Source organism: Psychrosphaera haliotis (assembly GCF_009728465.1).
Lineage (GTDB): Bacteria > Pseudomonadota > Gammaproteobacteria > Enterobacterales > Alteromonadaceae > Psychrosphaera > Psychrosphaera haliotis.
The window spans coordinates 597717-620106 of sequence record NZ_WOCD01000005.1 but is presented as its reverse complement, the minus strand read 5'-3'; the positions used below and the strand labels follow the sequence as shown (position 1 = coordinate 620106).

20 protein-coding genes and 2 pseudogenes are annotated in these 22390 nt (G+C 39.9%); 15 read left to right on the top strand and 7 right to left on the bottom strand.

Going from position 1 to position 22390, the window contains the following annotated elements; genetic code table 11:
- The first annotated feature begins 21 nt into the window (after positions 1-21).
- From GNP35_RS13580 to GNP35_RS13570, 3 genes are read left to right on the top strand one after another with little or no spacing between them, the layout of a single operon-like run.
- Positions 22-582, top strand: coding sequence for a DUF2878 domain-containing protein (locus tag GNP35_RS13580; RefSeq protein ID WP_196492525.1), 561 nt, complete (start codon positions 22-24; stop codon positions 580-582).
- A complete protein-coding gene (locus tag GNP35_RS13575; protein ID WP_155696686.1) occupies positions 579-1199 on the top strand; it encodes a chalcone isomerase family protein in 621 nt (206 codons plus the stop codon). The genes GNP35_RS13580 and GNP35_RS13575 overlap by 4 nt, the downstream gene beginning before the upstream one ends.
- Before the next feature lie 14 nt (positions 1200-1213).
- Positions 1214-1771 (top strand): DUF3833 domain-containing protein, encoded by a 558-nt coding sequence (locus GNP35_RS13570; RefSeq protein ID WP_155696684.1) that lies wholly within the window; start codon positions 1214-1216, stop codon positions 1769-1771.
- A 58-nt stretch (positions 1772-1829) separates the two neighbouring features.
- Here the strand turns inward: GNP35_RS13570 and yrfG are convergent, their stop codons facing one another.
- Complete coding sequence (gene yrfG, locus GNP35_RS13565; protein ID WP_155696682.1) at positions 1830-2489, bottom strand: GMP/IMP nucleotidase; 660 nt, start codon at positions 2487-2489, stop codon at positions 1830-1832.
- A gap of 60 nt (positions 2490-2549) precedes the next feature.
- Here yrfG and nudE point away from each other — a divergent pair, with 60 nt between their 5' ends.
- Together nudE and cysQ are read left to right on the top strand one after the other, a co-directional pair.
- The gene (nudE, locus tag GNP35_RS13560; RefSeq protein WP_155696680.1) at positions 2550-3143 is read left to right on the top strand and encodes an ADP compounds hydrolase NudE; all 594 of its coding nucleotides are present in this window, start codon (positions 2550-2552) and stop codon (positions 3141-3143) included.
- A 172-nt stretch (positions 3144-3315) separates the two neighbouring features.
- Entirely contained in the window at positions 3316-4149 is an 834-nt protein-coding gene (gene cysQ, locus GNP35_RS13555) for a 3'(2'),5'-bisphosphate nucleotidase CysQ (RefSeq protein WP_155696678.1), read from the top strand.
- On the opposite strand, the gene GNP35_RS13550 is transcribed toward cysQ, so the two are convergent.
- The 4 genes from GNP35_RS13550 to GNP35_RS13535 all read right to left on the bottom strand — a co-directional run bounded on the left by GNP35_RS13550 (position 4121) and on the right by GNP35_RS13535 (position 7447).
- A complete protein-coding gene (locus GNP35_RS13550) occupies positions 4121-4357 on the bottom strand; it encodes a YheU family protein (RefSeq protein WP_155696676.1) in 237 nt (78 codons plus the stop codon). The genes cysQ and GNP35_RS13550 overlap by 29 nt on opposite strands.
- Positions 4354-5367: a hydrolase gene (locus GNP35_RS13545; protein ID WP_155696674.1), complete on the bottom strand. Its 1014-nt coding sequence runs from the start codon at positions 5365-5367 to the stop codon at positions 4354-4356. The genes GNP35_RS13550 and GNP35_RS13545 overlap by 4 nt, the downstream gene beginning before the upstream one ends.
- Positions 5368-5464: 97 nt before the next feature.
- Positions 5465-6373: a citrulline utilization hydrolase CtlX gene (gene ctlX / locus GNP35_RS13540; protein ID WP_155696672.1), complete on the bottom strand. Its 909-nt coding sequence runs from the start codon at positions 6371-6373 to the stop codon at positions 5465-5467.
- Between the two features lie 93 nt (positions 6374-6466).
- Positions 6467-7447 (bottom strand): glutathione S-transferase family protein, encoded by a 981-nt coding sequence (locus tag GNP35_RS13535; RefSeq protein WP_155696670.1) that lies wholly within the window; start codon positions 7445-7447, stop codon positions 6467-6469.
- Positions 7448-7658: 211 nt separating this feature from the next.
- On the opposite strand from GNP35_RS13535, the gene GNP35_RS13530 reads away from it, so the two are divergent.
- Positions 7659-8978: a DUF5610 domain-containing protein gene (locus tag GNP35_RS13530; RefSeq protein ID WP_155696668.1), complete on the top strand. Its 1320-nt coding sequence runs from the start codon at positions 7659-7661 to the stop codon at positions 8976-8978.
- Positions 8979-9023: 45 nt separating this feature from the next.
- Here the strand turns inward: GNP35_RS13530 and rluF are convergent, their stop codons facing one another.
- A complete protein-coding gene (gene rluF, locus GNP35_RS13525; protein WP_330997822.1) occupies positions 9024-9764 on the bottom strand; it encodes a 23S rRNA pseudouridine(2604) synthase RluF in 741 nt (246 codons plus the stop codon).
- Positions 9765-9921: 157 nt separating this feature from the next.
- Positions 9922-12009 carry an elongation factor G gene (gene fusA, locus GNP35_RS13520; RefSeq protein WP_155696666.1) on the bottom strand — a complete coding sequence of 696 codons (2088 nt, stop codon included), beginning with the start codon at positions 12007-12009 and terminating at the stop codon, positions 9922-9924.
- A gap of 195 nt (positions 12010-12204) precedes the next feature.
- Between fusA and cobO the strand changes: the two genes are divergently transcribed.
- The 9 genes and pseudogenes from cobO to rplW all read left to right on the top strand — a co-directional run bounded on the left by cobO (position 12205) and on the right by rplW (position 22388).
- The gene (gene cobO, locus GNP35_RS13515; RefSeq protein ID WP_155697144.1) at positions 12205-12816 is read left to right on the top strand and encodes a cob(I)yrinic acid a,c-diamide adenosyltransferase; all 612 of its coding nucleotides are present in this window, start codon (positions 12205-12207) and stop codon (positions 12814-12816) included.
- A gap of 165 nt (positions 12817-12981) precedes the next feature.
- Entirely contained in the window at positions 12982-13698 is a 717-nt protein-coding gene (gene imuA / locus GNP35_RS13510) for a translesion DNA synthesis-associated protein ImuA (protein WP_155696664.1), read from the top strand.
- Positions 13699-13712: 14 nt separating this feature from the next.
- Positions 13713-14132, top strand: a pseudogene (locus tag GNP35_RS16405) (Y-family DNA polymerase); the annotation flags it as partial.
- A 984-nt stretch (positions 14133-15116) separates the two neighbouring features.
- A pseudogene (locus GNP35_RS13500) lies at positions 15117-18271 on the top strand (error-prone DNA polymerase).
- A gap of 125 nt (positions 18272-18396) precedes the next feature.
- A complete protein-coding gene (locus GNP35_RS13495) occupies positions 18397-20169 on the top strand; it encodes an acyl-CoA dehydrogenase C-terminal domain-containing protein (RefSeq protein WP_155696662.1) in 1773 nt (590 codons plus the stop codon).
- Between the two features lie 322 nt (positions 20170-20491).
- Positions 20492-20803, top strand: coding sequence for a 30S ribosomal protein S10 (gene rpsJ, locus GNP35_RS13490; protein ID WP_105051487.1), 312 nt, complete (start codon positions 20492-20494; stop codon positions 20801-20803).
- Positions 20804-20827: 24 nt separating this feature from the next.
- Positions 20828-21466: a 50S ribosomal protein L3 gene (gene rplC, locus GNP35_RS13485; protein WP_155696660.1), complete on the top strand. Its 639-nt coding sequence runs from the start codon at positions 20828-20830 to the stop codon at positions 21464-21466.
- Between the two features lie 14 nt (positions 21467-21480).
- Positions 21481-22086: a 50S ribosomal protein L4 gene (gene rplD, locus GNP35_RS13480; protein WP_155696658.1), complete on the top strand. Its 606-nt coding sequence runs from the start codon at positions 21481-21483 to the stop codon at positions 22084-22086.
- Positions 22083-22388: a 50S ribosomal protein L23 gene (gene rplW / locus GNP35_RS13475; RefSeq protein ID WP_155696657.1), complete on the top strand. Its 306-nt coding sequence runs from the start codon at positions 22083-22085 to the stop codon at positions 22386-22388. Before rplD ends, rplW begins: the two co-directional genes overlap by 4 nt.
- The last annotated feature ends 2 nt before the right edge of the window (positions 22389-22390 follow it).

Sequence of the window (22390 nt, the reverse complement as noted above, 5' to 3'; positions counted from 1 at the left end):
AGCAAACAGGGGATGTTACCTATGCTTATTAATTTTATACTTTTTCAATCCATTTGGTTTGGGTGCATTTTACTTGGCAATACATTTTTGCCAGTTGCGATAGCCCTAGTGGCGTTTCATTTATATTACACAAAGTGCAGTAAACCTGACGTCGTTATTATTACCGCGAGTGTAGTCATTGGCCTGTTCGTTGACTCGATGCTGATGGCGTTTGGGGTGTTTGAATTTAACCACGGTTTAGTCGTTCCTTTTTTAATTCCTCCTTGGCTAGTATTAATTTGGGCTGGTTTTGCCATGACGTTAAATCATAGCTTAAGGTATTTTCAGCAAAAACCTTGGTTAGCGTTTGTTGGTGGCAGTATTAGTGGGCCATTGTCTTACCTGGCAGGAGCGAGGCTTGGCGCGATTGAGATACCACTTGGACTATGGCAAACCGCTATTATATTTGCGGTCATCTGGGGGCCTTTATTTTTATTATTAACTCAATGGGCAAAACGAATGAATCAATCAATCTACATTCAGGTCAAAGACGTGCAGCCCAATGAAGTTCAGGTTAAACAACCTCAGGAGCAAAAATCATGAACTATATACAGCGAGAGTTATTAACCCTCAAACACGAAGCGTCACGCTACTGTGTTATTAGCTTTGCAATGTTAACGATGGTTTTATGCAGCCTGCCAGCTTTTGCACAATTTAAAGATGAGCCTGAAAATTTAAGTTATTCAGTCCAAAATCAAAACCTGTTGTTATCGAACGGAAAAAGCTTCAAGGCAACCGGCCAAGCGGAATTTAGTTATCTATTTTGGGATGTATATAACAGTACTTTGTTTAACGCTAAAGGTGAGTTTAATAAAGACTCTGTGTGGCACGAACAGGGGCCCGTTGTACTAGAGATACATTATAAAAGAGATATAAAGGCTAAAGATTTAATAGATAGCACAGTTGAACAGTGGCAGCATTTAAAGATAAGTAGTGCAGACTACGAAGCCTATGTTACCTGGTTAAGTGAAACCTGGCCTAACTTAAAAAAGGGCGACAAACTAGCCTTATTAATGTACCCAGATCACAGTGTGTTTTTTTACAACAACCAGTTTCTGTCAAAACAAGACAACCCTGCCTTTGGAAAAACATTTTTAGATATTTGGCTGTCAGTTGATACTTCCGAGCCTAAATTGCGTAAGCAGTTATTGTCATTATAGATAGGACTTATTTTATGAAAACGATGTTCGCTGCGTTGGCTTTTAGTTTGCTACTTGTAGGTTGCAGTACTCAAGTTGACGATTATAAAGAGACAAGCCCAAAGTTTGAGTTAGATCGATACTTTGATGGAAAAGTAATTGCTTGGGGAATGATTCAAGATTACAGCGATAAAGTGACTCGACGTTTTTGTGTAGAAATGACGGGCAGTTGGCAAGACGGAGAAGCGGGTAAAACTGGCGTTTTGGATGAGTTTTTCTATTATGACGACGGCGAGCAAGACCGACGTATATGGAAACTCAACAAGTCAGCAGACGGAATTTATACTGGCTCAGCAGGCGATGTAAATGGAGAGGCCAGCGGCGAAGCGATTGGTTTTGCGTTTAACTGGAAGTACAACTTAGAAGTGAGTATTGATGATAGCGAGTATACTTTCGCGCTAGATGACTGGATGTATCAACTTGATGAATATCGATTGATGAACAAAACAGCGATGAAGAAGTTTGGTGTTACTGTCGCAGAAATTACTATTTTCTTTGATAAAGAACAGCCACTGAGAAGTTGTAAAAAGTAACAAGGGTTTAGTGGCTGTCAGTTGATCTGTTCACTACAAGTTGAGCAAACGACAAGGTTTATTTGATGTCGTTTAAAAGAGTGCGATAGTCGGTAACATTAACAAAGCCATTAATAGGCACCGCGACTTTTTTACTGTCTGGATTTGCTACCGCAAGAAGGTGTTTTATTCCAAACTCTTTTGCTGAGTGGAGAATACGCTCTGAGTCATCAACGAATAGGGTTTTGGCAGGGTCAAAGTCTAAATGGCTTTGTAATTGTGTCCAGAGTGATTGGCTTTCTTTGCTGGCACCAAATTGATGGCATGAGATTAGATCATCGATATGCAAATCCAGCTGAGTTCTTTCAACTTTTAAGCTTAATGAATCTGGGTGTGCATTTGTTACCAATACTACCTTTTTTCCAGCAGACTTAAGCGCATCTAAAAAGGGAATAGTATCTTCACGTAGCTGAATCAAATGTTGTATTTCTCTTTTTAACTCAACAATTGGGAGTTTTAGTTCACGTTGCCAGTAATCTAAACAATACCATTCCAATTGTCCGTATACGGCATCATTTTGTTGCTTTAATAAAACCTTTGCTTCATCTAGTGGCATATCATGTACTTTAGAATACGCCTGCGGTGTATGTTCCATCCAAAAATGATTGTCGAAATGCAGATCTAATAGAGTGCCGTCCATATCAAGTAATACGGTTTCAATGTCGTGCCAATTAAGCATAGATTTCTTATTTTTAGTCGTTATAGTTAGATGATGAATCGATTCTAGCAGAAGGTAGTTATGTCGGGGAAAAAAATAAGCGCTTATCCTGCCGCGCCAACTTTACCAACAATCCATAATAGTAAATTGGTTGCGCAGAGTAATTTATTTAAAATTGAACAACTGGATTTAGAGTTCAACAATGGTGAAAAGCGACAATACGAACGCATGAAAGGTTCTGGTCGCGGCGCAGTAATGGTTGTGCCTTGTATTAGTGCTAACGAGTTTATTTTAGTAAGAGAATACGCTGCTGGAATACACGGTTATGAAGTGGGTTTTCCAAAAGGGTTAATTGACCCTGGTGAAACACCGGAAGAAGCGGCAAACCGTGAATTAAAAGAAGAAATTGGGTTCGGTGCAAAACGATTCCTAAAGCTAAAGACGGTATCAATGGCCCCGAGTTACTTTAGTGCTCAAATGCACATTTACATTGCGTTAGATTTATATGAAGAGTCATTAGAGGGCGATGAGCCTGAGCCGCTAGAAAAAATCACCTGGCGATGGAGTGATGCAAGTAGTTTACTAGATCAAGAAGACTTTAATGAAGCACGCTCGGTTGCAGCCTTGTTCTTGGCTCAGCAAAAAATAGATTCGCAACCAGATTTATTCAAGTAAACATTTTTGATTACTGATTACTGATTACTGATTACTGATTACTGATTACTGATTACTGATTACTGATTATGCCTAAAATACCATCAACTGGCGCACTCAGGGTTGTTTTATTGAGCAGTGACAGATAAATTCGTCTATTCTTTCAAAATGTACGAGTGTATTTGGAACTGCTATGGAAACGAGTCTTGATAAGTTAGTCGAAGAAGTAAAACTAATCGCGGTGAAAGCCGGCGGAGCAATTTTAGAATACTTTGATGACGGTGACTTTGAGCAGTTTAATAAATCAGACCAGTCGCCAGTCACAAGTGCAGATTATGCTGCAAACGATATAGTTCTTTCCTGTTTGCAGTCACTTACGCCTAATATTCCTATTATGTCGGAAGAAGTTGAAGGATTAGTGCTCAGTGACAGAGTAAAGTGGTCAGAATATTGGCTGGTAGATCCTCTAGATGGTACGCAAGAGTTTGTTGCTGGTCGCCCTGACTTTGCAGTTAATATAGCCCTCATTCAAAACAACAAACCTGTTTTAGGTGTTATATACGCACCTGTAACAGAAGATATTTATTGGGCTGTAAAGGAGGGTGGCGCGTTTAAAAAGAATCGCCAAGAGCAAGTTACAAAATTAGCTGCCAATAAAATTGATGTAAACAAGCACTCACTTACACTTGCCATAAGTCGCGTTCAAAAATTAGATTCAATTACTAAATATATAAGTGACTCTGTAGATTTAGGTTTTATATCCCTTGGCAGTTGTGCTCTAAAATCATGTTTAGTGGCGGAAGGTAAAGCTGACTTATATATTCGCGTTGGCCCAACGGGCGAATGGGATACAGGTGCGCCTCAAATAATTGTGGAAGAGGCTGGTGGTTGTATTATTGATTCTGAGTTTGTTCCGCTAACTTATAATCAAAGAGAGTCATTCTTAAATCCTGACTTTATTGTTGCCGCAGATAATAACCTAGACTGGACAACAATGATTATTCCGCATGGTTCTCGTCGTGATTAAACGTAGCGGCTGGCATTAAGTTAACGGTTTCGTGCAGCTCTGAAAATACCAAGACGATTTCGCCCAATTTTAACTGATTTAAAACTTGCTCTTTTTTATCAGTGAAAGACACTTCATGCTCACCGTAGTCAGTACCTTCACGCATGATGAACTCTTCGATAATGCCTTCTAAAGCATCAGCGCTAATATTTTTCCAAGGTATGATCATGACTTTTTACTACCAAACTTATTGAGTTGCAGTTGTTGTATAAACTCTATGGTTCTATTTTCAGCCCAGAATTTAGGTTTAAATGGATTTAAGCCCGAAATAAATCCAACATGCCCGCCTGCTTTGCTTAATTCGAATCGAACGGATGACGAGAGTTTATCTTTGGTTGGGATGACGGCTTCCGACATGAATGGGTCGTCTTTGGCATGAATAATTAAAGTAGGCGTTGAGATAGAAGCTAAAAATTTATTCGCACTGCTCTTTTCATAATATTCTGCGGCACTTTTAAATTCGTTAATAGGTGCTGTAACAGCATCATCAAATTCTGTCAGGACTTTAATTTCGTCCAGTTCATTTGCGGTCACTTTAATAGGGAAGCGCTCATTCATCAAAGCGAGTTTATCTTTAGTCTTGTTTCTAAGTTTATCCACTAAATATTTTTGGTAAATAGCTGAAAAGCCCTGTCCAATTGCGTGTGCGCAGATAGATAAATCAAGTGGCGCTGAAATAACAATACCGCCAGATAAAACAGAGTGACTGCTTTCTTCACCTAGGTATTTGGCAAGCATGTTGCCGCCTAATGAAAAACCCACGCTGTATTTAGGGTTGTTAGGAAATTTTTTATGCACGTATTTAACTAGCTCAGCAACATCTTCTGTTTGACCAGAATGATAGGTTTTAGCCAGTCTGTTTTGCTTTTTGCCGCAGCCCCTAAATTGCATTAATAAACCAACCCAACCTTTTTGATGAATAGCATTCATCATGCGTTTAGCATAAAAGCTATCAAACGAACCTTCTAATCCGTGGAGCACAATTACAATAGGGGTTTGCTCATTAATATAGGCAGGAGAACGGCTCCAAATAAGCTCGAGAAAATCACCATCGGATAGGTTGAACTCTTGCTCAAAAGGTCTAAAGCTATTCTTTACAGAATAGAACCTAGGAACAATCGTTTGTAGATGGCGGTTGTTAAGCCACCAAGCGGGTTTAAAAGTTGACTCAAATATCATGCAATCCTCATTTACTACCTCACCATGAGGGCGAACAATTTTATTGTATTGTACCAGTACAGTTCAAGTGAATAACGGGTTTACTTGTTCATATTATTTATCTTTTTGGTAAATGGATACCAGCCAACATACATCTAACCGAGCCACCTGCATATTCAATGGCCTCGACGTCAAATGGCAGCAAGGTTACTTCGCTGTTTAATAAATGCTTTTGTTCATCCGTTAATGCATTAAAGGCTGTTTGAGAAAGCGCTAAATAAAGCGTATCACCATTTGTTAGCTCTAACGCATTGCCACAGTATTGCTCAATTTGCTGCTCCGTTAGGTGAATGATGGTTTTGCCCGTTCTTTCAATAGCTTCAATGACGAAGCGTTGTTGAGAGGCATCTTTAATCATTTCAGTAGCTAACAATACGTAACTAGATCCTACGGTCATTATGACATTGGTATGATAAACCGCGGTACCTTGTTTATTCACTGCATCGAATAATACCGGGCGATAAGAGAACTGCTGACAAAACTCATAGAATAGTTGCTCAGAACAACGATTTGATCGAACGGCATAAGCTACGCGAGCATCGTGATCTAAAACAAGAGCGCCCGTTCCTTCTAAAAACTTACTCGAATGCTCATAAGGAGAATAATCAATTATTTGATTTACTTGATACTGACTCACAAGCTTATCAATAATATCTGAACGCCTTTCTAAGCGGCGGTTTTCAGGGTACATGGCATAAATTGCTAACTTGCCATCATGGTGTGTTGAAAACCAATTATTGGGAAATACGGAGTCTGGAGTTGCTTTACTGACGTCTTCAAATAAATGAACGGTTATACCGTTGTCCTCTAACTTCTTTGTCATGTTAGACACTTGTTCGTAAGCCAGTGTTGTTAGCGACCTATTATTATCGGCTTCACTTTGAAAGGTATTATCGGCAGACGTTTGTGGATTTGGTAAAAAGTGATGTGGGCGGATCATAACCACAGCTTTAGGTGCCTGACTCATGATATTTCCTTTTATGTTGTGGGGAACAAGATAATAATAAGGCCGCATTGTACGGCCTTTTATTCTGTTTAAACAATACAGAAAGTATTTATATTAACCTATTTCATGCCGGTTGTGAGGGCGGTTGTAGTCGATTTCTGGGCCCGCAGGGACAACTTGCGTTGGGTTTATCATAGTATGGCTGAAGTAGTAGTGCCTTTTAATATGATAGAAGTCGACCGTTTCCGCAATACCTGGCCATTGATATAGCTCTCTTAAATAAGAAGATAAATGTGGATAACTCTCAATAGTTCTTTGGTTACATTTAAAGTGACCCACATAAACGGCATCAAAACGAATCAAGGTTGTGAATAAACGCCAATCCGCCTCAGTGATTGTATTACCGACTAAATAACGATTTGTTGTTAGTCTGTCTTCAATCTCATCTAATGCATTAAATAGCGTTGTAAACTCTTTTTCATAAGCGGCTTGCTTGGTGGCAAAACCACACTTATAAACACCATTGTTGATGTTGTGGTAAACAAAGTCATTAACGTCATCAATGTCGGACTTTAATTCGCTTGGATATAAGTCTAGTGAATTGTTCGTCAAATGATTAAAGGCGTTATTAAACATTCGAATTATTTCTGATGATTCATTACTTACAATTTGGTTAGTTTTTTTATCCCAAAGTACAGGAACCGTCACGCGGCCTGAGTAGTCGCTTTTATTTCGAGTATATACTTGGTGCATATACTTAACATCAAATAGCGCATCGCCAGTGCTGTGATTTGATTTATCAAATTCCCAACCATTGTTTAACATGTCTGGGCTAACAATAGACACGTCGATGTAATCCTCTAAAGATTTTAGCTTTCTAAAAATTAACGTTCTGTGTGCCCAAGGACAGGCAAGGGAAACATACAAGTGATATCGACCTTTTTCTGCGATAAAGCCTTTACTACCTGTTGCTCCAGCTTCTCCGTCTGCGGTAACCCAGTTTCTTAACTGTGCGCTTTCACGCTCAAATTTACCGTCACTTTTGTCAGTGTCGTACCACTTATCTTGCCAATTACCATTTACGAGTAATCCCATTATGTCCTCTCTATTTTAATCTCTTATTTATATTTTATGAGTCTAGCAGAGGCTTGGATTCTCTATAATTAGTAAAACTTGCCTATTCCTTTCGAATAAATGCAATTATTGATCAACAGGTTAAGAGAAAAGAGTTATATTTGTATATAATTCACTCAATTTTACAGTGTGTCAGCCGATATTAATGCTAGGCAACCATAGGTATATTAAAATGATTAAATTCGACCCCACTCAATTACAAAATTGGCTGAGCAAACCCAGCAGTAAGGGCGAACTAAATTCTCAAAATGGCCAACAGCAAATTCAAAAGTCAGCGCCAGCGTCATTAGTGACCTTGTCTGGCGCAACATCTAGCACCAGTTTTTCGTATTTTCATCAAACGGTGCAAAAGCGAGTGCAGCAATCAATTGCGGTTCCACAAGATCCAAAGCCTAATAAGTTAGAGCAGGCAGCAATTGAACAAAGGGATAAACGCTCAGACGCGTCATCTAGCGCAATTCTCGGGTTTATAACTAACCGCTTAAAAATGGATAAAGCCGATGGTGCAACACAAGAGCAATTGCAAAGCCGAATAGAAGCTGGTCTTAAAGGTTTTGAACAAGGTTATGAAGAAGCCAGTGGTATCCTGTCTGATATGGGGTTGTTAGAAGGCGATGTTGAAAGTGATATTTCACTTACCGCCCAAAAGGTAAAAGAAGGGTTATTTGAACTTGCGAATGAGTATTTAGGTGAAAGCCAGAGTGTTATTGAAAAACCAGCCAGTTTAAATCAATCGGATGATTCTGCAGAAGAGTCCGTTCCACCAGCGCGTATTGGTGAAGCTTTATTTCAGTCTTTACAGTCAAAGGAGTCTCGCTCGTTTGAATTTGAACTTGAAACACGAGATGGCGACAGGATTAAGATTAATGCCAGTGCCTTTTTAGGTGCGTCGGTTGAGTCTGGTAGTGGTCGTTTTTCTAGCCAGGGCCAAGGCAATGGTAATTCATATAGTGGTAGCTATGCTTACTCTTACAGCGAAGTAGTCAGTCAGCAGCAGTTTTCATTAAGCATTGATGGTGATTTAGATGAAGACGAGCTAGAAGCGATAAATGCATTGTTGGAAAAAATTAATAGTTTGTCGGCGGACTTTTATGACGGTGACATGCAAGAAGCTATTAACAAAGCAATGGAACTGGAATACGACTCATCTGAGATCAGTGGTTTTGCACTGGATTTAAGCCAAAGCACAAGCGTCAAAGCTGTGGAGGCTTATCAATCTGAACAAGCTTCTCTAAATCCTGGTGCAGCCGCACTAAGAGAGTTAGAGCCATTAGGGAACTTTGCCGCTGATTTGAAAGGTGAATTTGCGAAGACGGAAGACTTGTTTGCTCATCCAAGAGATTTGTTATCGGACTTGTTCCAAAAAATGGACTTATTGAATAAGCCTGAAGAGCAAGACTATTCGATAGATTTTTCTTCTTTTTCAACTTCCATTATTGAACAATGGTCAAGTCGTCTGGAGTTAATTCGCGGTCCTAAGGTTGATGACTAAGCGCTAATTGAGCAAGTCACCCCTTTGTAATTTAAATGGCAGATTTTATTCTGCCGTTTTTTTAGAACCAGCAACGGCTTGATTAATTTGGTTCATTTCTTTGCTGGTTAACTCACGCCATTGCCCAGGCTTTAGGCCTTTTAAGTCGACGTTCATAATTCGAGTTCGTTGTAGCTTAGTAACTTCAAAGCCTAAATATTCACACATACGACGAATTTGTCGGTTTAATCCTTGAGTAAGAATGATAGAGAATTTCTTAGGTCCAAGTAATTTAACTCGGCATGGTTTTGTCACTGTTCCAAGTATTGGAATGCCTTTTTCCATACGACTTTTAAATCGTTCGTTTAGAGGCTTATCCACAACCACAACGTATTCTTTTTCGTGCGCATTCTCTGCGCGTAAAATTTTATTAACAATGTCACCGTCACTAGTTAAAAAAATTAGACCATCTGATGGTTTATCTAGACGTCCAATCGGGAAAATTCGTTTAGGGTGATTGATGGCATCTATGATGTTGCCTCGAACGTGACGTTCTGTAGTACACGTAATACCAATCGGCTTGTTATAGGCAATGTAAACACGGTCAGATTTATTTTCGGCACTGGCATTTATAGTTTTACCATTAACTGTGACATTATCACCATCAAGTACTTTGGTGCCGAGCTCAGGGAGTTTCCCGTTTATCTTAACGCGCTTTTGCTCAATAAGTTTATCCGCTTCGCGTCGAGAGCAATATCCCGATTCGCTAATGAATTTATTGAGCCGTTTGCCTTGTTGTTCAGTCACGTAAGCGCCTTTAGAAATAAGTTGAATTTGAATCGGAATTACATCAGGGATTGTAGCACAGGTGAAGATTAGCCGACTACAGTCATGGTTAAATGGCAGACACAAAAAAAGCCTGCACAAGGCAGGCTTCTTAATACTAAATTGAAATAAAGGCTAATTACTTAGCGTTTTTCTCTTCTTTAGCTTTTGCAATTACTTCGTCAGAAACACTGCTTGGACAAGGCATGTAGTTTTTGAACTCCATAGAGAACTGACCACGGCCTGAAGTCATTGTACGTAGTGAACCGATGTAACCAAACATTTCTGAAAGTGGTACGTCAGCTTTAATACGAACACCAGTAGCGCCTGCTTCTTGACCAGCGATCATGCCACGACGACGGCTAAGGTCACCGATAACATCACCAACGTGATCTTCAGGAGTGAACACGTCTACTAACATTACTGGTTCAAGTAGTTGTGCACCTGCTTTAGGAATTGATTGACGGAACGCGCCACGTGCTGCTAATTCAAATGCTACTGCAGATGAATCGACTGCGTGGAAACCACCATCGTAAAGTTCGATTTCAACGTCAAGAACAGGGAATCCAGCTAGAACACCAGTTTCCATCATGCCAGCAAAACCTTTTTCGATAGCAGGGAAGAATTCTTTAGGTACGTTACCACCAACAACTGTTGATGTGAACGTGAAACCAGAACCAGCTTCGCCAGGCTTGATACGGTAATCGATTTTACCGAATTGACCAGAACCACCAGACTGTTTCTTATGCGTGTATGAATCTTCAACTGGCTGCGTGATAGTTTCACGGTATGCAACTTGAGGTTCACCTACTTCTAGCTCAACGCCGTAAGTACGCTTAAGGATGTCAACTTTGATGTCTAAGTGAAGCTCACCCATACCAGATAGGATTGTTTCACCTGAATCTTGGTCAGTTTCAACGCGGAATGTTGGATCTTCAGCAACCATTTTACCGATAGCAATACCCATTTTCTCAGTTGAACCTTTATCTTTAGGCTTAACAGAGATTGAGATTACTGGCTCAGGGAATACCATTGCTTCTAGAATAATTGGATCTTTAGGATCACATAATGTGTGACCTGTTTGAACGTTACTCTTCATGCCTACGATTGCGATGATGTCACCAGCTTGTGCGCTTGTTAACTCATTACGGTCATCGGCTTGCATTTCACACATACGACCGATACGTTCAGTTTTACCTGTCGCAGCGTTCATGATGGTGTCGCCTTTCTTCAGCATACCAGAGTAAATACGTACGAACGTAAGTGCACCGAAACGGTCATCAGAGATTTTAAATGCTAACGCTTTAAATGACTCGTCTGCAGAAACGATTGCGTGACGGCCAGTAGGCTCACCTTCTTCATCTGTAAGAGGTTGAGGATCAACTTCTGTAGGAGATGGTAAGTAATCAACAACAGCGTCAAGAATTAACTGCATACCTTTGTTTTTGAAAGCAGAACCACAGTACGTAGGGAAGAAGTCCATTGTACGAGTACCTTTACGGATACAACGCTTGATGTCTTCGATTGAAGGCTCTTCACCTTCCATGTACGCTTCCATAAGGTCGTCGTCTTGCTCAACAGCAGTTTCAACTAGCATTTCACGATATTCTTCTACTTTATCAACCATGTCCGCAGGAACATCAGTGATTTCGTAGTTTTCAGGAAGACCAGTCTCATCCCAAACGTATGCTTTACGAGATAGTAGGTCAACAACACCAACGAAGTCATCTTCTATACCAATTGGTAGAACCATAACTAGTGGGTTTGCACCTAGAACGTCTTTAGTTTGCTTAACTACGCGGTAAAAATCAGCACCTAAACGGTCTAATTTGTTAACGAAGATAATACGTGCAACTTCTGAGTCATTCGCATAACGCCAGTTAGTTTCTGATTGTGGTTCAACACCACCAGAACCACAGAATACACCAATACCACCGTCTAATACTTTAAGAGAACGGTAAACTTCAACTGTGAAGTCAACGTGTCCAGGAGTATCGATAACGTTAAAACGGTGATCTTTCCAGAAACAAGTTACAGCAGCAGACTGGATAGTAATTCCGCGCTCAGCTTCTTGTTCCATGAAGTCAGTTGTTGACTCACCGTCGTGTACTTCACCAGTCTTGTGGATTTGACCAGTTAATTTCAAAATACGCTCAGTTGTTGTGGTTTTACCAGCATCTACGTGAGCGAAGATACCTATATTTCTATACTTCGATAAGTCAGCCATTGTCTTACTCTATCTTCTCAATAAGTTGGTTAAAAAAAGCCGCCGGATTCTATCATTAATTAACCAAAACGGCACACTTTTCCTAAAAAAATAATGAAATATCTGAAAAGTCATTAAATATAGATAGTTGTACTAACCTATATTTTTGCTTTATCTTGCCAAGCACAATGAGTGTAGAAGAGTTTTTAGAAAATGATGAACGATGAAAACGATCAAAATAAAGATCAAAAACACAAAGAACGCCAACAGCGTTTAAAAGAACAAGTTGATCAAAGAGTTGAGTCTGCTCAAGTTGAGAAAGGTATTTTTCAAGTTATTACAGGAAATGGAAAAGGAAAATCTACCTCGGGTTTTGGTGTTGTGACGCGCTGTGTTGGTTATGATAAAAAAGCCGCTGTTGCGCAATTCATTAAAGGTGAGTGGGAGTGTGGTGAGCGTAACCTACTAGAGAAGCATGGAGTCCCCTTTGTGGTGATGAAAACCGGGTTTACGTGGGACACTCAAAATAGAGAGTCAGATACCAAAGCGGCTCTTGAAACTTGGTCTAAAGCTAAGTTGTTTTTGCAGGACCCTAGTATTGATGTTGTCTTATTAGATGAGCTTACCTATATGGTGACTTATCAATATATACCTTTAGAGGAAGTTATTGATGCCATTAACAATAGACCAAAAATGCAGTCAGTTATTATAACGGGCCGCGCTGCACATCGAGAGTTAATAGAAGCCGCAGATACCGTGAGTGAAGTTAAAAATATTAAGCATGCTTTTGACTCTGGAGTAAAAGCATTACAAGGTTTTGACTACTGATCTTATTTTTACAGTAATAGGCAATATAGGTATACCTTTACAATGCATCTAAAATAACCTCATATAATTCAGATAGAAAGCTGCCAATTGGTGGCTTTTTTTATTTATAGCTTTGCATAAATTTTAACTGTTATTATACTGTATAAATAAACAGTGGGTGGTGTTATGTTAGAGCTAAATGAATATCAAAATAAAGGCCTGGTTTGGTACGGCTGTAAAAACAATGACCATATCGCTAAGGCTAAAACTCATTATGATGAGCTAGACAACCGACTTCACGGTGGCTTTCCAACGTCCGGAATTATAGAAGTTAAGTCGATGTTAGGCATAGGGGAGTTAAGGTTAATACTGCCATTCCTCGCGGATCAACAAGGCAATCAAAAAGCGGAATGTGTCTTTATTGCTCCTCCAATTCAGCTCAATGCCGAATTTTTAATAGCAAATGGATTAGAACTGTCACAAACACTTATTATACCTGCTTATGATCCAGTGGAAGCTTTATGGGCTGCAGAGCAGTGTCTTAATAGCGGTTGTTGTAGCACAGTCGTACTTTGGCAAGCAGAGCTTAGTATCAAACAGGTTCGACGCTTAATGTTAGCTTGTGAGCAAGGTGCGAGTAGCTTAATACTTATCAGAAATAGCCAAGCAAAATCAAAAGGCACTCGCTTTTTATCGTTACCGAGCGCTTTAAGCCTGTCATTACATGCACACCCTATGGGGATAAAAGTCAAAATAGATAAGCAAAAAGGGGGAATAGGATCATCTCCATTTATTATTAATATGACAGAGAGGTGGCAAGACTTCACCATTACTAATTCAGAGCAGGCTACAAGCAGAGAGCCTAGTAATGTTTTAGCGTTTCCTAATATCGTGAACCACTAGTGACGTTATAACTTATGTTATGGCTATATTTGAATTTTGACTCTCTGCAATTAGAAGCTTTAGAGACTTCTAAAGACACAGCCGTCATTATCGTTGACCCTTTTTCTAACCAAGTTACTCAAGCAAATCAGGTAGCACTGACAGCAGGTATAAAGCTGAATATGGGCTTAGCGATGGCTATTTCAATAACCTCAGATATTGAGGTTGTAGAGTATAAGGAAAAGATAGAACAGGAAAGTTTAACGAACATTGCGAATATGCTCTACCGGTATACTGCAGATATAAGTTTAGATGCTCCGCAAGGTATGTTCCTTAGGATTGATAACATGCTTAGACTGTATGAAAGCTTAAGTACTTATTGGTCTACCATAACTGCTCAACTAAATAATTTAGGCTTTAGTTACTCATATGGGGCGGCTCCTATAGCATTGAGTGCCAAATTGATAGCCTTATCCAAACATAATACGTTATATGACCAAAGTGTATTGGCTCAGCAATATATCAATAGTCTACCAACTGACTACTTAGAATTAACCAAAGCACAAAAAGAGCAATTTCACCGAGTTGGATTTAAGCGAATAGGGGATGTATTAGCGATTCCATTAAAGTCTTTATCAAAGCGTTTCGACTTGTCGGTATTCACTTACTTAGGGCAATTGTCTGGTCAAATTAAGTTTCCAATGAGTTTGTTCAGTCCAACACTCCATTATAAACGCACACTGGAGTTACTGTTTGAAATCTCCAATGCAAATATACTAATTAACCCAATAAATAAGTTACTAAAAGAGTTAGAGCTATTTTTTAGAAATAGAAACTTATTATCTAGCCAATTGAAGTTCACATTTTTATACAGACATAACAGTGGGCTAACCATTAACGTCATCGCTGCTGGAGGGGAATATAAAGCTAGCGTTTGGTTACGACTAATTAAGTTGCAATTAGAGTCCGTTAAATTATTGGAGCCAGCCGTTACTATTTCTTTAGAATGTGTAGGGCTAGAACCTCAACAAAGCCGGACCAAAGATATTTTCAGCGACAAAATGAGTCAACTCGAATCCACTCAATTACATAACAAACTGATAGCAAAGCTCTCTACGGGAAAGGTAACTCGGCCAACATTCATCGATTCGATTAATCCAGAGTTAGTAACGAAACTAAACACGGATCTGTGCACAAAAAACAGTAACCTACTTGTTAACCACGAAACCGCTATGCAAAGACCTAGTTTTATACAAGCAAAGGCATCAAAGTTAGTAGAGCCAGTAAAGGCGTTACATGGACCTGAGCGTATATTAACGGGCTGGTGGGATGGTAAATCTATTTATCGAGATTACTTCATTGCACAAAACTCCCAAGGGCAATGGTTATGGATTTATCGCACACCTAAACAAGAGTGGTTTGTGCAAGGTTGGTTTCGCATGAGCCAACAACAAGCCTGCCAAGAGGGTGGTTATGCGGAACTAAGCTGTTTCTCCAACTTCACTTTTTTAAAAGGAGCCTCTTCTCCTGAGGAGTTGATAGAGCAATCGTGTCAGTTAGGTTATAGCGCTTTGGCAATAACCGATGAATGCTCTGTTGCTGGAGTGGTTAGAGCTTATTCGCATGTAAAAAAAGAAGGTTTAAACATAAAGCTAATAGTAGGGAGTCAGTTTGAATATCAAAATAACATTCAACTCACGCTATTGTGCCCAAATAGAAAAGCCTATGCTGAGCTCTGCCGAATCATTACGAATGCTAGGCGTCGATGTGATAAAGGCGAGTATGAGCTTAACCTTTGGGATCTAAAGTCAATTCGTGAGTGCATCATTCTTTGGCATGCTAGCGGTGACCTTAACAAAGACGAAACTAACTTAACTTGGTTAAAAGGACTTAATAAGTTTATTCCTAAAAAGTTATATATAGGAATGACCAGAAAGCTAACAAACAGAGAGCATTGTTATATTCACAACTGTGAAGAGATTGCTAAACGCCATCAGTTACCAATCGTTGCTTGTGGGCAAGTACTAATGCATTGCATCACCAGGCTTCCTTTACAACATGTATTAACAGCGATTAAGCAAGGCACGCAAGTTAACAACATTGGTAGAAAAGCACTCACTAATGCCGAGCAATCGTTAAGGCCTATCTCTAAGTTACAAACACTATATAAAAAACAATACTTAGATATATCTTTGGAAATAGCGGATCTCTGTACATTTGATTTAGGCGAACTGAGGTATGAATATCCATCGGAGTTAATACCGTCTCAGTCATCACCTTCGGAATATCTAAAAGAACTAGTTAACGAAGGTAAAAAGTATCGATTTCCTCAAGGCGTACCAGTTGATATAGAAGTGTTAATAGAGAAGGAGCTAAAGCTTATTCATGAAATGGAATACGAACACTTTTTTATTACGATTTACGATATTGTTCAGTATGCCAAAACGCAGAATATTCTTTATCAAGGGCGAGGTTCAGCGGCAAATTCAGTGGTTTGTTTTTGTTTAGAGATCACGGCGGTAGATCCATCACAAATTAATGTCTTATTTGAACGGTTTATATCAAAAGAACGAAATGAGCCACCAGACATTGATGTTGATTTTGAGCATCAGCGCCGAGAAGAAATTTATCAGTACATATATGAAAAGTATGGCCGGAAACACGCAGCACTAGCAGCAACGGTAGTGACCTATAGGACAAAGAGTGCCATAAGAGAGGTGGGTAAAGCATTAGGTTATGAAGAGCTTCAACTAGACTTTTTTATAAAGAATATAAATAGAAGAGATGCGGCGGAACCATGGTTTTCTCAAATTTCTACTTTAAGTTTATCCATAGACTCTAGTAAGGCTCAGCAACTTATTTCATTAGTAGAGCAAATTAAAGGTTTTCCTCGGCATTTATCCCAACATGTCGGTGGGTTTATTATCTCCTCTGGCCCTTTACATGAATTAGTGCCGGTAGAAAATGCAGCTATGGATAACCGAACCGTTATTCAATGGGATAAGGATGATTTAGAAACGTTAGCACTGCTGAAAGTTGATGTACTGGCTTTAGGTATGTTGAGTGCGATTCGAAAGTCTTTTGAGTATATTGAAAGCTTCTATAATACAAAACTAAGTATTGCTGATATTACCGCTGGTGGTGATGATCAGGATGTATACCAGATGATATCAGCCGCGGATACAGTTGGGGTGTTTCAAATTGAATCAAGAGCCCAGATGAGCATGTTACCTCGGTTAAAACCAGCTACCTATTACGACTTGGTTATACAGATAGCCATTGTAAGGCCTGGTCCTATACAAGGTGGAATGGTTCACCCTTACTTGCGTAGACGTGATGGTTTAGAGCCAATAACTTACCCTTCAGAAGACGTTGAGTCGGTACTCTCGAGAACTTTAGGTGTACCAATATTTCAAGAGCAGGTCATTAAGCTTGCGATGGTTGCAGCGGGCTTTTCTGGTGGAGAAGCAGATCAGTTACGACGCGCCATGGGTAAGTGGAAAAAGAATGGAGAGATAGAAAAGTTTCGCATCAAACTCATTAACGGTATGTCAAAAAGAGGGTATACACAGGAGTATGCTGAACGTATCTTTCAACAAATCTGTGGGTTTGGAGAATATGGTTTTCCAGAGTCGCATTCTGCAAGTTTTGCTGTGTTGGCCTATGTTTCATCTTGGCTAAAGCACTATTACCCTGCTGCATTTTATTGTGGTCTTTTGAATAGCTTACCAATGGGTTTTTATGGCCCATCTCAGTTACTACAAGATGCTAGCAGACACGGTGTAGACATACTCCCTATTTGTATTAATGCTTCTTGTTGGGATCATCAATTGGTAATAACCGAAGGTGAAGTAAAGCTAAGGCTAGGTTTCCGACTTATTAAAGGTTTTTCTGAGAGTTCGGTTGATTTGATAATGACCTCTAAAGCAAAACATGAGAAAACGGTTTTACACACTTAAACCAAATAACAAGTAGTGGTTTAAATAAACGAGACTTACAACTATTAGCTAGTGCTAATGCGTTTGCCATGATTAGTGGAGACCGTTACACAACGAGGTGGTCATTAATGAATATGGAAGCCGAATTACCGCTATTTAAAAATATTGATGAGGGCTCAACACCCCATCAGGAATTAGACTTAGACAGTTACACGAAACACATTGTTAAAACACCAACAAAAGTTGAATCAATGCTAGAAGACTATGCCGCTACTAATATTAGTATTCACTCCCATCCAATCCAGCTATTAAGAGAAAAAGGGTTACTTGGAAAGTATACAGCAGCTGAGGATCTAATATCATGTAGGCATAAATCTGTTGTAACTGTAGTAGGCCTGGTTACTGGAAGGCAAAGTCCCGGAACTGCTGGTGGTGTCACATTTGTTACATTAGAAGATGATACTGGCAGTTCTAATGTTGTTATTTGGGTCGCTACTGCTCGAGCACAGAAAAAGTCGTTTCTAACGTCTAAACTACTCAAAGTAAAAGGCGTTGTGGAGCGTGAAGGGAGAGTCATTCATGTAATAGCGGGAAAGCTAATAGACTTGAGTGATGAGCTTCAGGAACTTGAAATAAAAAGTAGAGACTTTCATTAATGCTCACAATTAAAACCATTTATAAACAATTAACGTATGTTCGATGGATATTAGGTAGTTTGAACCCTGTTTTATCGGGATTAATGTTGTATAGTTCAGCACAGGTAAATGAATAAGAGAGAATTATGAGTCAGTATAATGCACCACTAAATGATATGAACTTTTTGTTATTTAACACTTTTAAAGTTCAAGACTTTTGGCAAGACACACCAGAATTAGCAGAGTCGATAGATGTAGAAACGGCTAGCGCGATATTAGCAGAAAGCGCAAAAGTAACAGAAGAAGCAATAGCGCCGTTTAGTAGAGCTGCGGATGAAGTAGGCGTGTTATTTTCTGAAGGTAATGTAACGACTCCTGATTCGTATAAAAATGCATATAACGTTGTAGCTGAAGGTGGTTGGATTGGCCTAGCTGGTAATCCTGACTTTGGTGGTATGGGAATGCCAAAAACTATCACTGCTATGCACGAAGAGATGATGTGTTCAGCTGACCTTGCTTTTGCTTTGTATCCAGGTTTAACCGCTGGTGCTTGTTTAGCTATTAATGCACATGCATCTGAAGAGCTTAAAGAGCTTTATCTTCCAAATATGTATTCTGGTCAGTGGACTGGCTCTATGTGTTTAACAGAAGCACACGCTGGTACTGATCTCGGCTTAATCAAGACAAAAGCAATACCACAAGAAGATGGCAGCTACGACATAACGGGTAGCAAGATATTTATTTCTGGCGGCGAGCATGACTTAACCGAAAATATTGTCCACCTAGTGCTAGCTAAATTACCGGATGCACCTGCTGGTTCTCGTGGTATATCGTTATTTTTAGTGCCTAAAATTAATATCGATTCTCAAGGCGCTTTAACGACTCCGAATGCAGTTTCTTGCGGTTCTATTGAACACAAGATGGGCATTCATACTAGTGCTACTTGTGTTATTAACTTTGATGGCGCAAAAGGCTATTTAGTTGGTGAAGTAAACAAGGGCTTAGCTGCTATGTTTACCATGATGAATTACGAAAGACTTTTAGTTGGTCTTCAAGGATTAGGAGCCGCAGAACGCTCTTATCAAAATGCAAAACTTTACGCCATGGATAGAGGTCAAGGTAAAGGTGCAGAAAGAATGACGGACAAAGAGTGCGATCCTATAATTGTTCACCCGGATGTACGACGCATGCTACTTAATATGCGAGCTATGAATGAAGCAGCTCGAGCTTTTGGTACTTACGTATCTGTGCAACTAGATATTTCTAAGTTCAGCCAAGATAAAGAAACAGCGAAACTCGCCAATGCTAAGGCTCAATTATTGACTCCAATAGCAAAAGCATTTGTTACCGACACTAGCCTAGATGGCTGTGTAGCAGGACAGCAAGTTCTCGGTGGGCACGGCTATGTTCGTGAGTGGGGACAAGAGCAACTAGTAAGAGATTGTCGCATTACACAGATATACGAGGGCACTAACGGAGTCCAAGCTCTTGACTTGATGGGTCGTAAAGTTGCAATGGATGGCGGTCAAACACTTAACCTGTTAATTGATGAAATTCTAGAATTCAGCCTTGAAAACCAAAGCGTAAATGGCTCAATGATGAAGCAGCTAAACGATAGCGCTTTACTATTAAGAGAAGTTACAGCAACTGTATTGGAAGAAGCTAAAGGTGACAAAAACGCGATAGGTGCAGCATCAGTAGATTTCTTACATTTATGCGGGTATGTATTTTATGCTTATATGTGGGCGAAAATGGTTGTGGCTGTTGAAGATGAAAGTATTGATGAAGTAACGACAACGAGTAAACAGAAAACAGCGACTTACTTCTTTGCTAGAGTATTACCTAGAATACATTCACTTAAGCTACAAATTGAGTCTGGTGCAGAGTTATTATTCGACTTCACCGCTGACGAAGTTTAATTAGTACATATATTAAACACTTAGCGGCATGTCCATACAGACAGCCGCTTTGGCTTAATTTATTCAGAAATAAGTGTTGTATTTATACTCAATTTATATATAATGCGCTCTCTCATTTTTCCGTAAGGATTCTTTTGAGACAAACCGAAATATTTAAGATGCTCTTTTATCGGTTTGAAAGCTAACAATTAGTTAGCAGATATACAGGGGCTCCAATTGTGAGTCCAATTAATAGATAAGAAAGCTTCGCTTATGTCCAATAAAATGGGGGTAGTGCGATGTTTTTTTATGCTCTTTCTAAAATGCTCTTTTGAGGTATAAAATGAACAGTCAACGTATTCGTATCCGATTGAAAGCGTTCGACCATCGTCTAATCGATGCGTCAACACAAGAGATCGTTGAAACGGCAAAGCGTACAGGCGCGCAGGTTCGTGGTCCTATTCCACTACCTACTCGCAAAGAACGCTTCACTATATTGGTATCTCCACACGTAAATAAAGATGCGCGTGACCAATATGAAATTCGTACGCACAAGCGTTTAATCGACATTGTTGAGCCAACAGAAAAAACTGTTGATGCTCTTATGCGTTTAGATCTTGCCGCTGGTGTAGATGTTCAGATCAGTCTGGGTTAATCGAGAGATTAAAGGGGTTTCAAAATGACTATTGGTCTAGTCGGACGTAAAGTGGGAATGACACGTATCTTCACAGAAGATGGTGTATCAATTCCAGTTACAGTGATTGAAGCGACACCTAACCGTGTTACTCAAATCCGTAACGAAGAAACCGACGGTTACCGCGCACTTCAAGTGACTGCAGGCACTAAGAAAGCGAACCGCGTTACTAAGGCAGAAGCTGGACACTTTGCGAAAGCAGGTGTTGAAGCTGGTCGTGGTATGTGGGAATTTCGCTTAGCTGCAAATGAAGGCGAAGGTATCGAAGTTGGTAGCGATATTACTGTAGAAGTATTTAATGACGCTAAATTGGTTGACGTAACTGGTACGTCAAAAGGTAAAGGTTTCCAAGGTGGTGTTAAGCGCTGGAATTTCAGCATGCAAGACGCAACTCATGGTAACTCTCTTTCTCACCGTGCTCCTGGTTCTATTGGTCAAAACCAAACACCAGGTCGTGTATTTAAAGGTAAGAAGATGGCCGGCCAAATGGGTAACGTACGTACTACAACTCAAAACCTTGAGTTAGTGCGCGTTGACGCAGAGCGTAATTTACTTCTAGTTAAAGGCGCGGTACCAGGTTCAATTGGCGGTGACGTCATCATTAAACCTGCTATTAAAGCGTAATCCGGAGAATAGTGATGAAATTAGATTTTACAGGCGCAACAGGCGCTGTTGAAGTTTCAGAAGCTACTTTCGGACGTGAGTTCAATGAAGCATTAGTTCACCAGGTAGTTACTGCATACGCTGCAGGCGCTCGCCAGGGTTCTAGAGCTCAAAAAACTCGCTCAGAAGTTAGCGGTGGTGGTAAGAAGCCATGGCGTCAAAAGGGCACTGGTCGTGCTCGTGCCGGTACTATTCGTAGTCCTATCTGGCGTTCTGGTGGCGTAACATTCGCTGCTAAGCCACAGGATCATTCACAAAAAGTGAATAAGAAAATGTACCGTGGTGCTATTCAAAGCATTCTTTCTGAGTTAGTTCGTCAAGAGCGTTTCGTGGTAGTTGACAACTTTGAAGTTGAAACTCCAAAAACTAAAGCACTAGCTGCTAAGTTAAATGAAATGAGCTTAAAAGACGTATTGATCATTACTGAAGAAGTATCTGAGAACTTGTTCTTATCAGCTCGCAACTTATATAAAGTTGACGTTCGTGATGCGGCAACAATCGACCCAGTTAGTTTAATTGCGTTCGATAAAGTATTGGTAACTGCTGGTGCAGTTAAACAAATTGAGGAGATGCTAGCATGATAAGCGAAGAACGTTTGTTAAAAGTATTAGTAGCTCCACATGTTTCTGAAAAGACCACTTTAGCATCTGAAGCTAACAACACGTTAGTATTCAAAGTTGCTGTTGACGCTACTAAAGAAGAAATTAAAGCTGCTGTTGAAAAACTTTTCGAAGTTGAAGTTAAGCGAGTTAACTCTCTTAACGTTAAAGGTAAGGCAAAACGTACTGGTGCTCGCATGGGTCGTCGTAAGAATTGGAAAAAAGCTTACGTAACTCTTGCAGACGGTCAAAGCCTTGATCTTGAAGACGGCGCAGCAGAGTAATT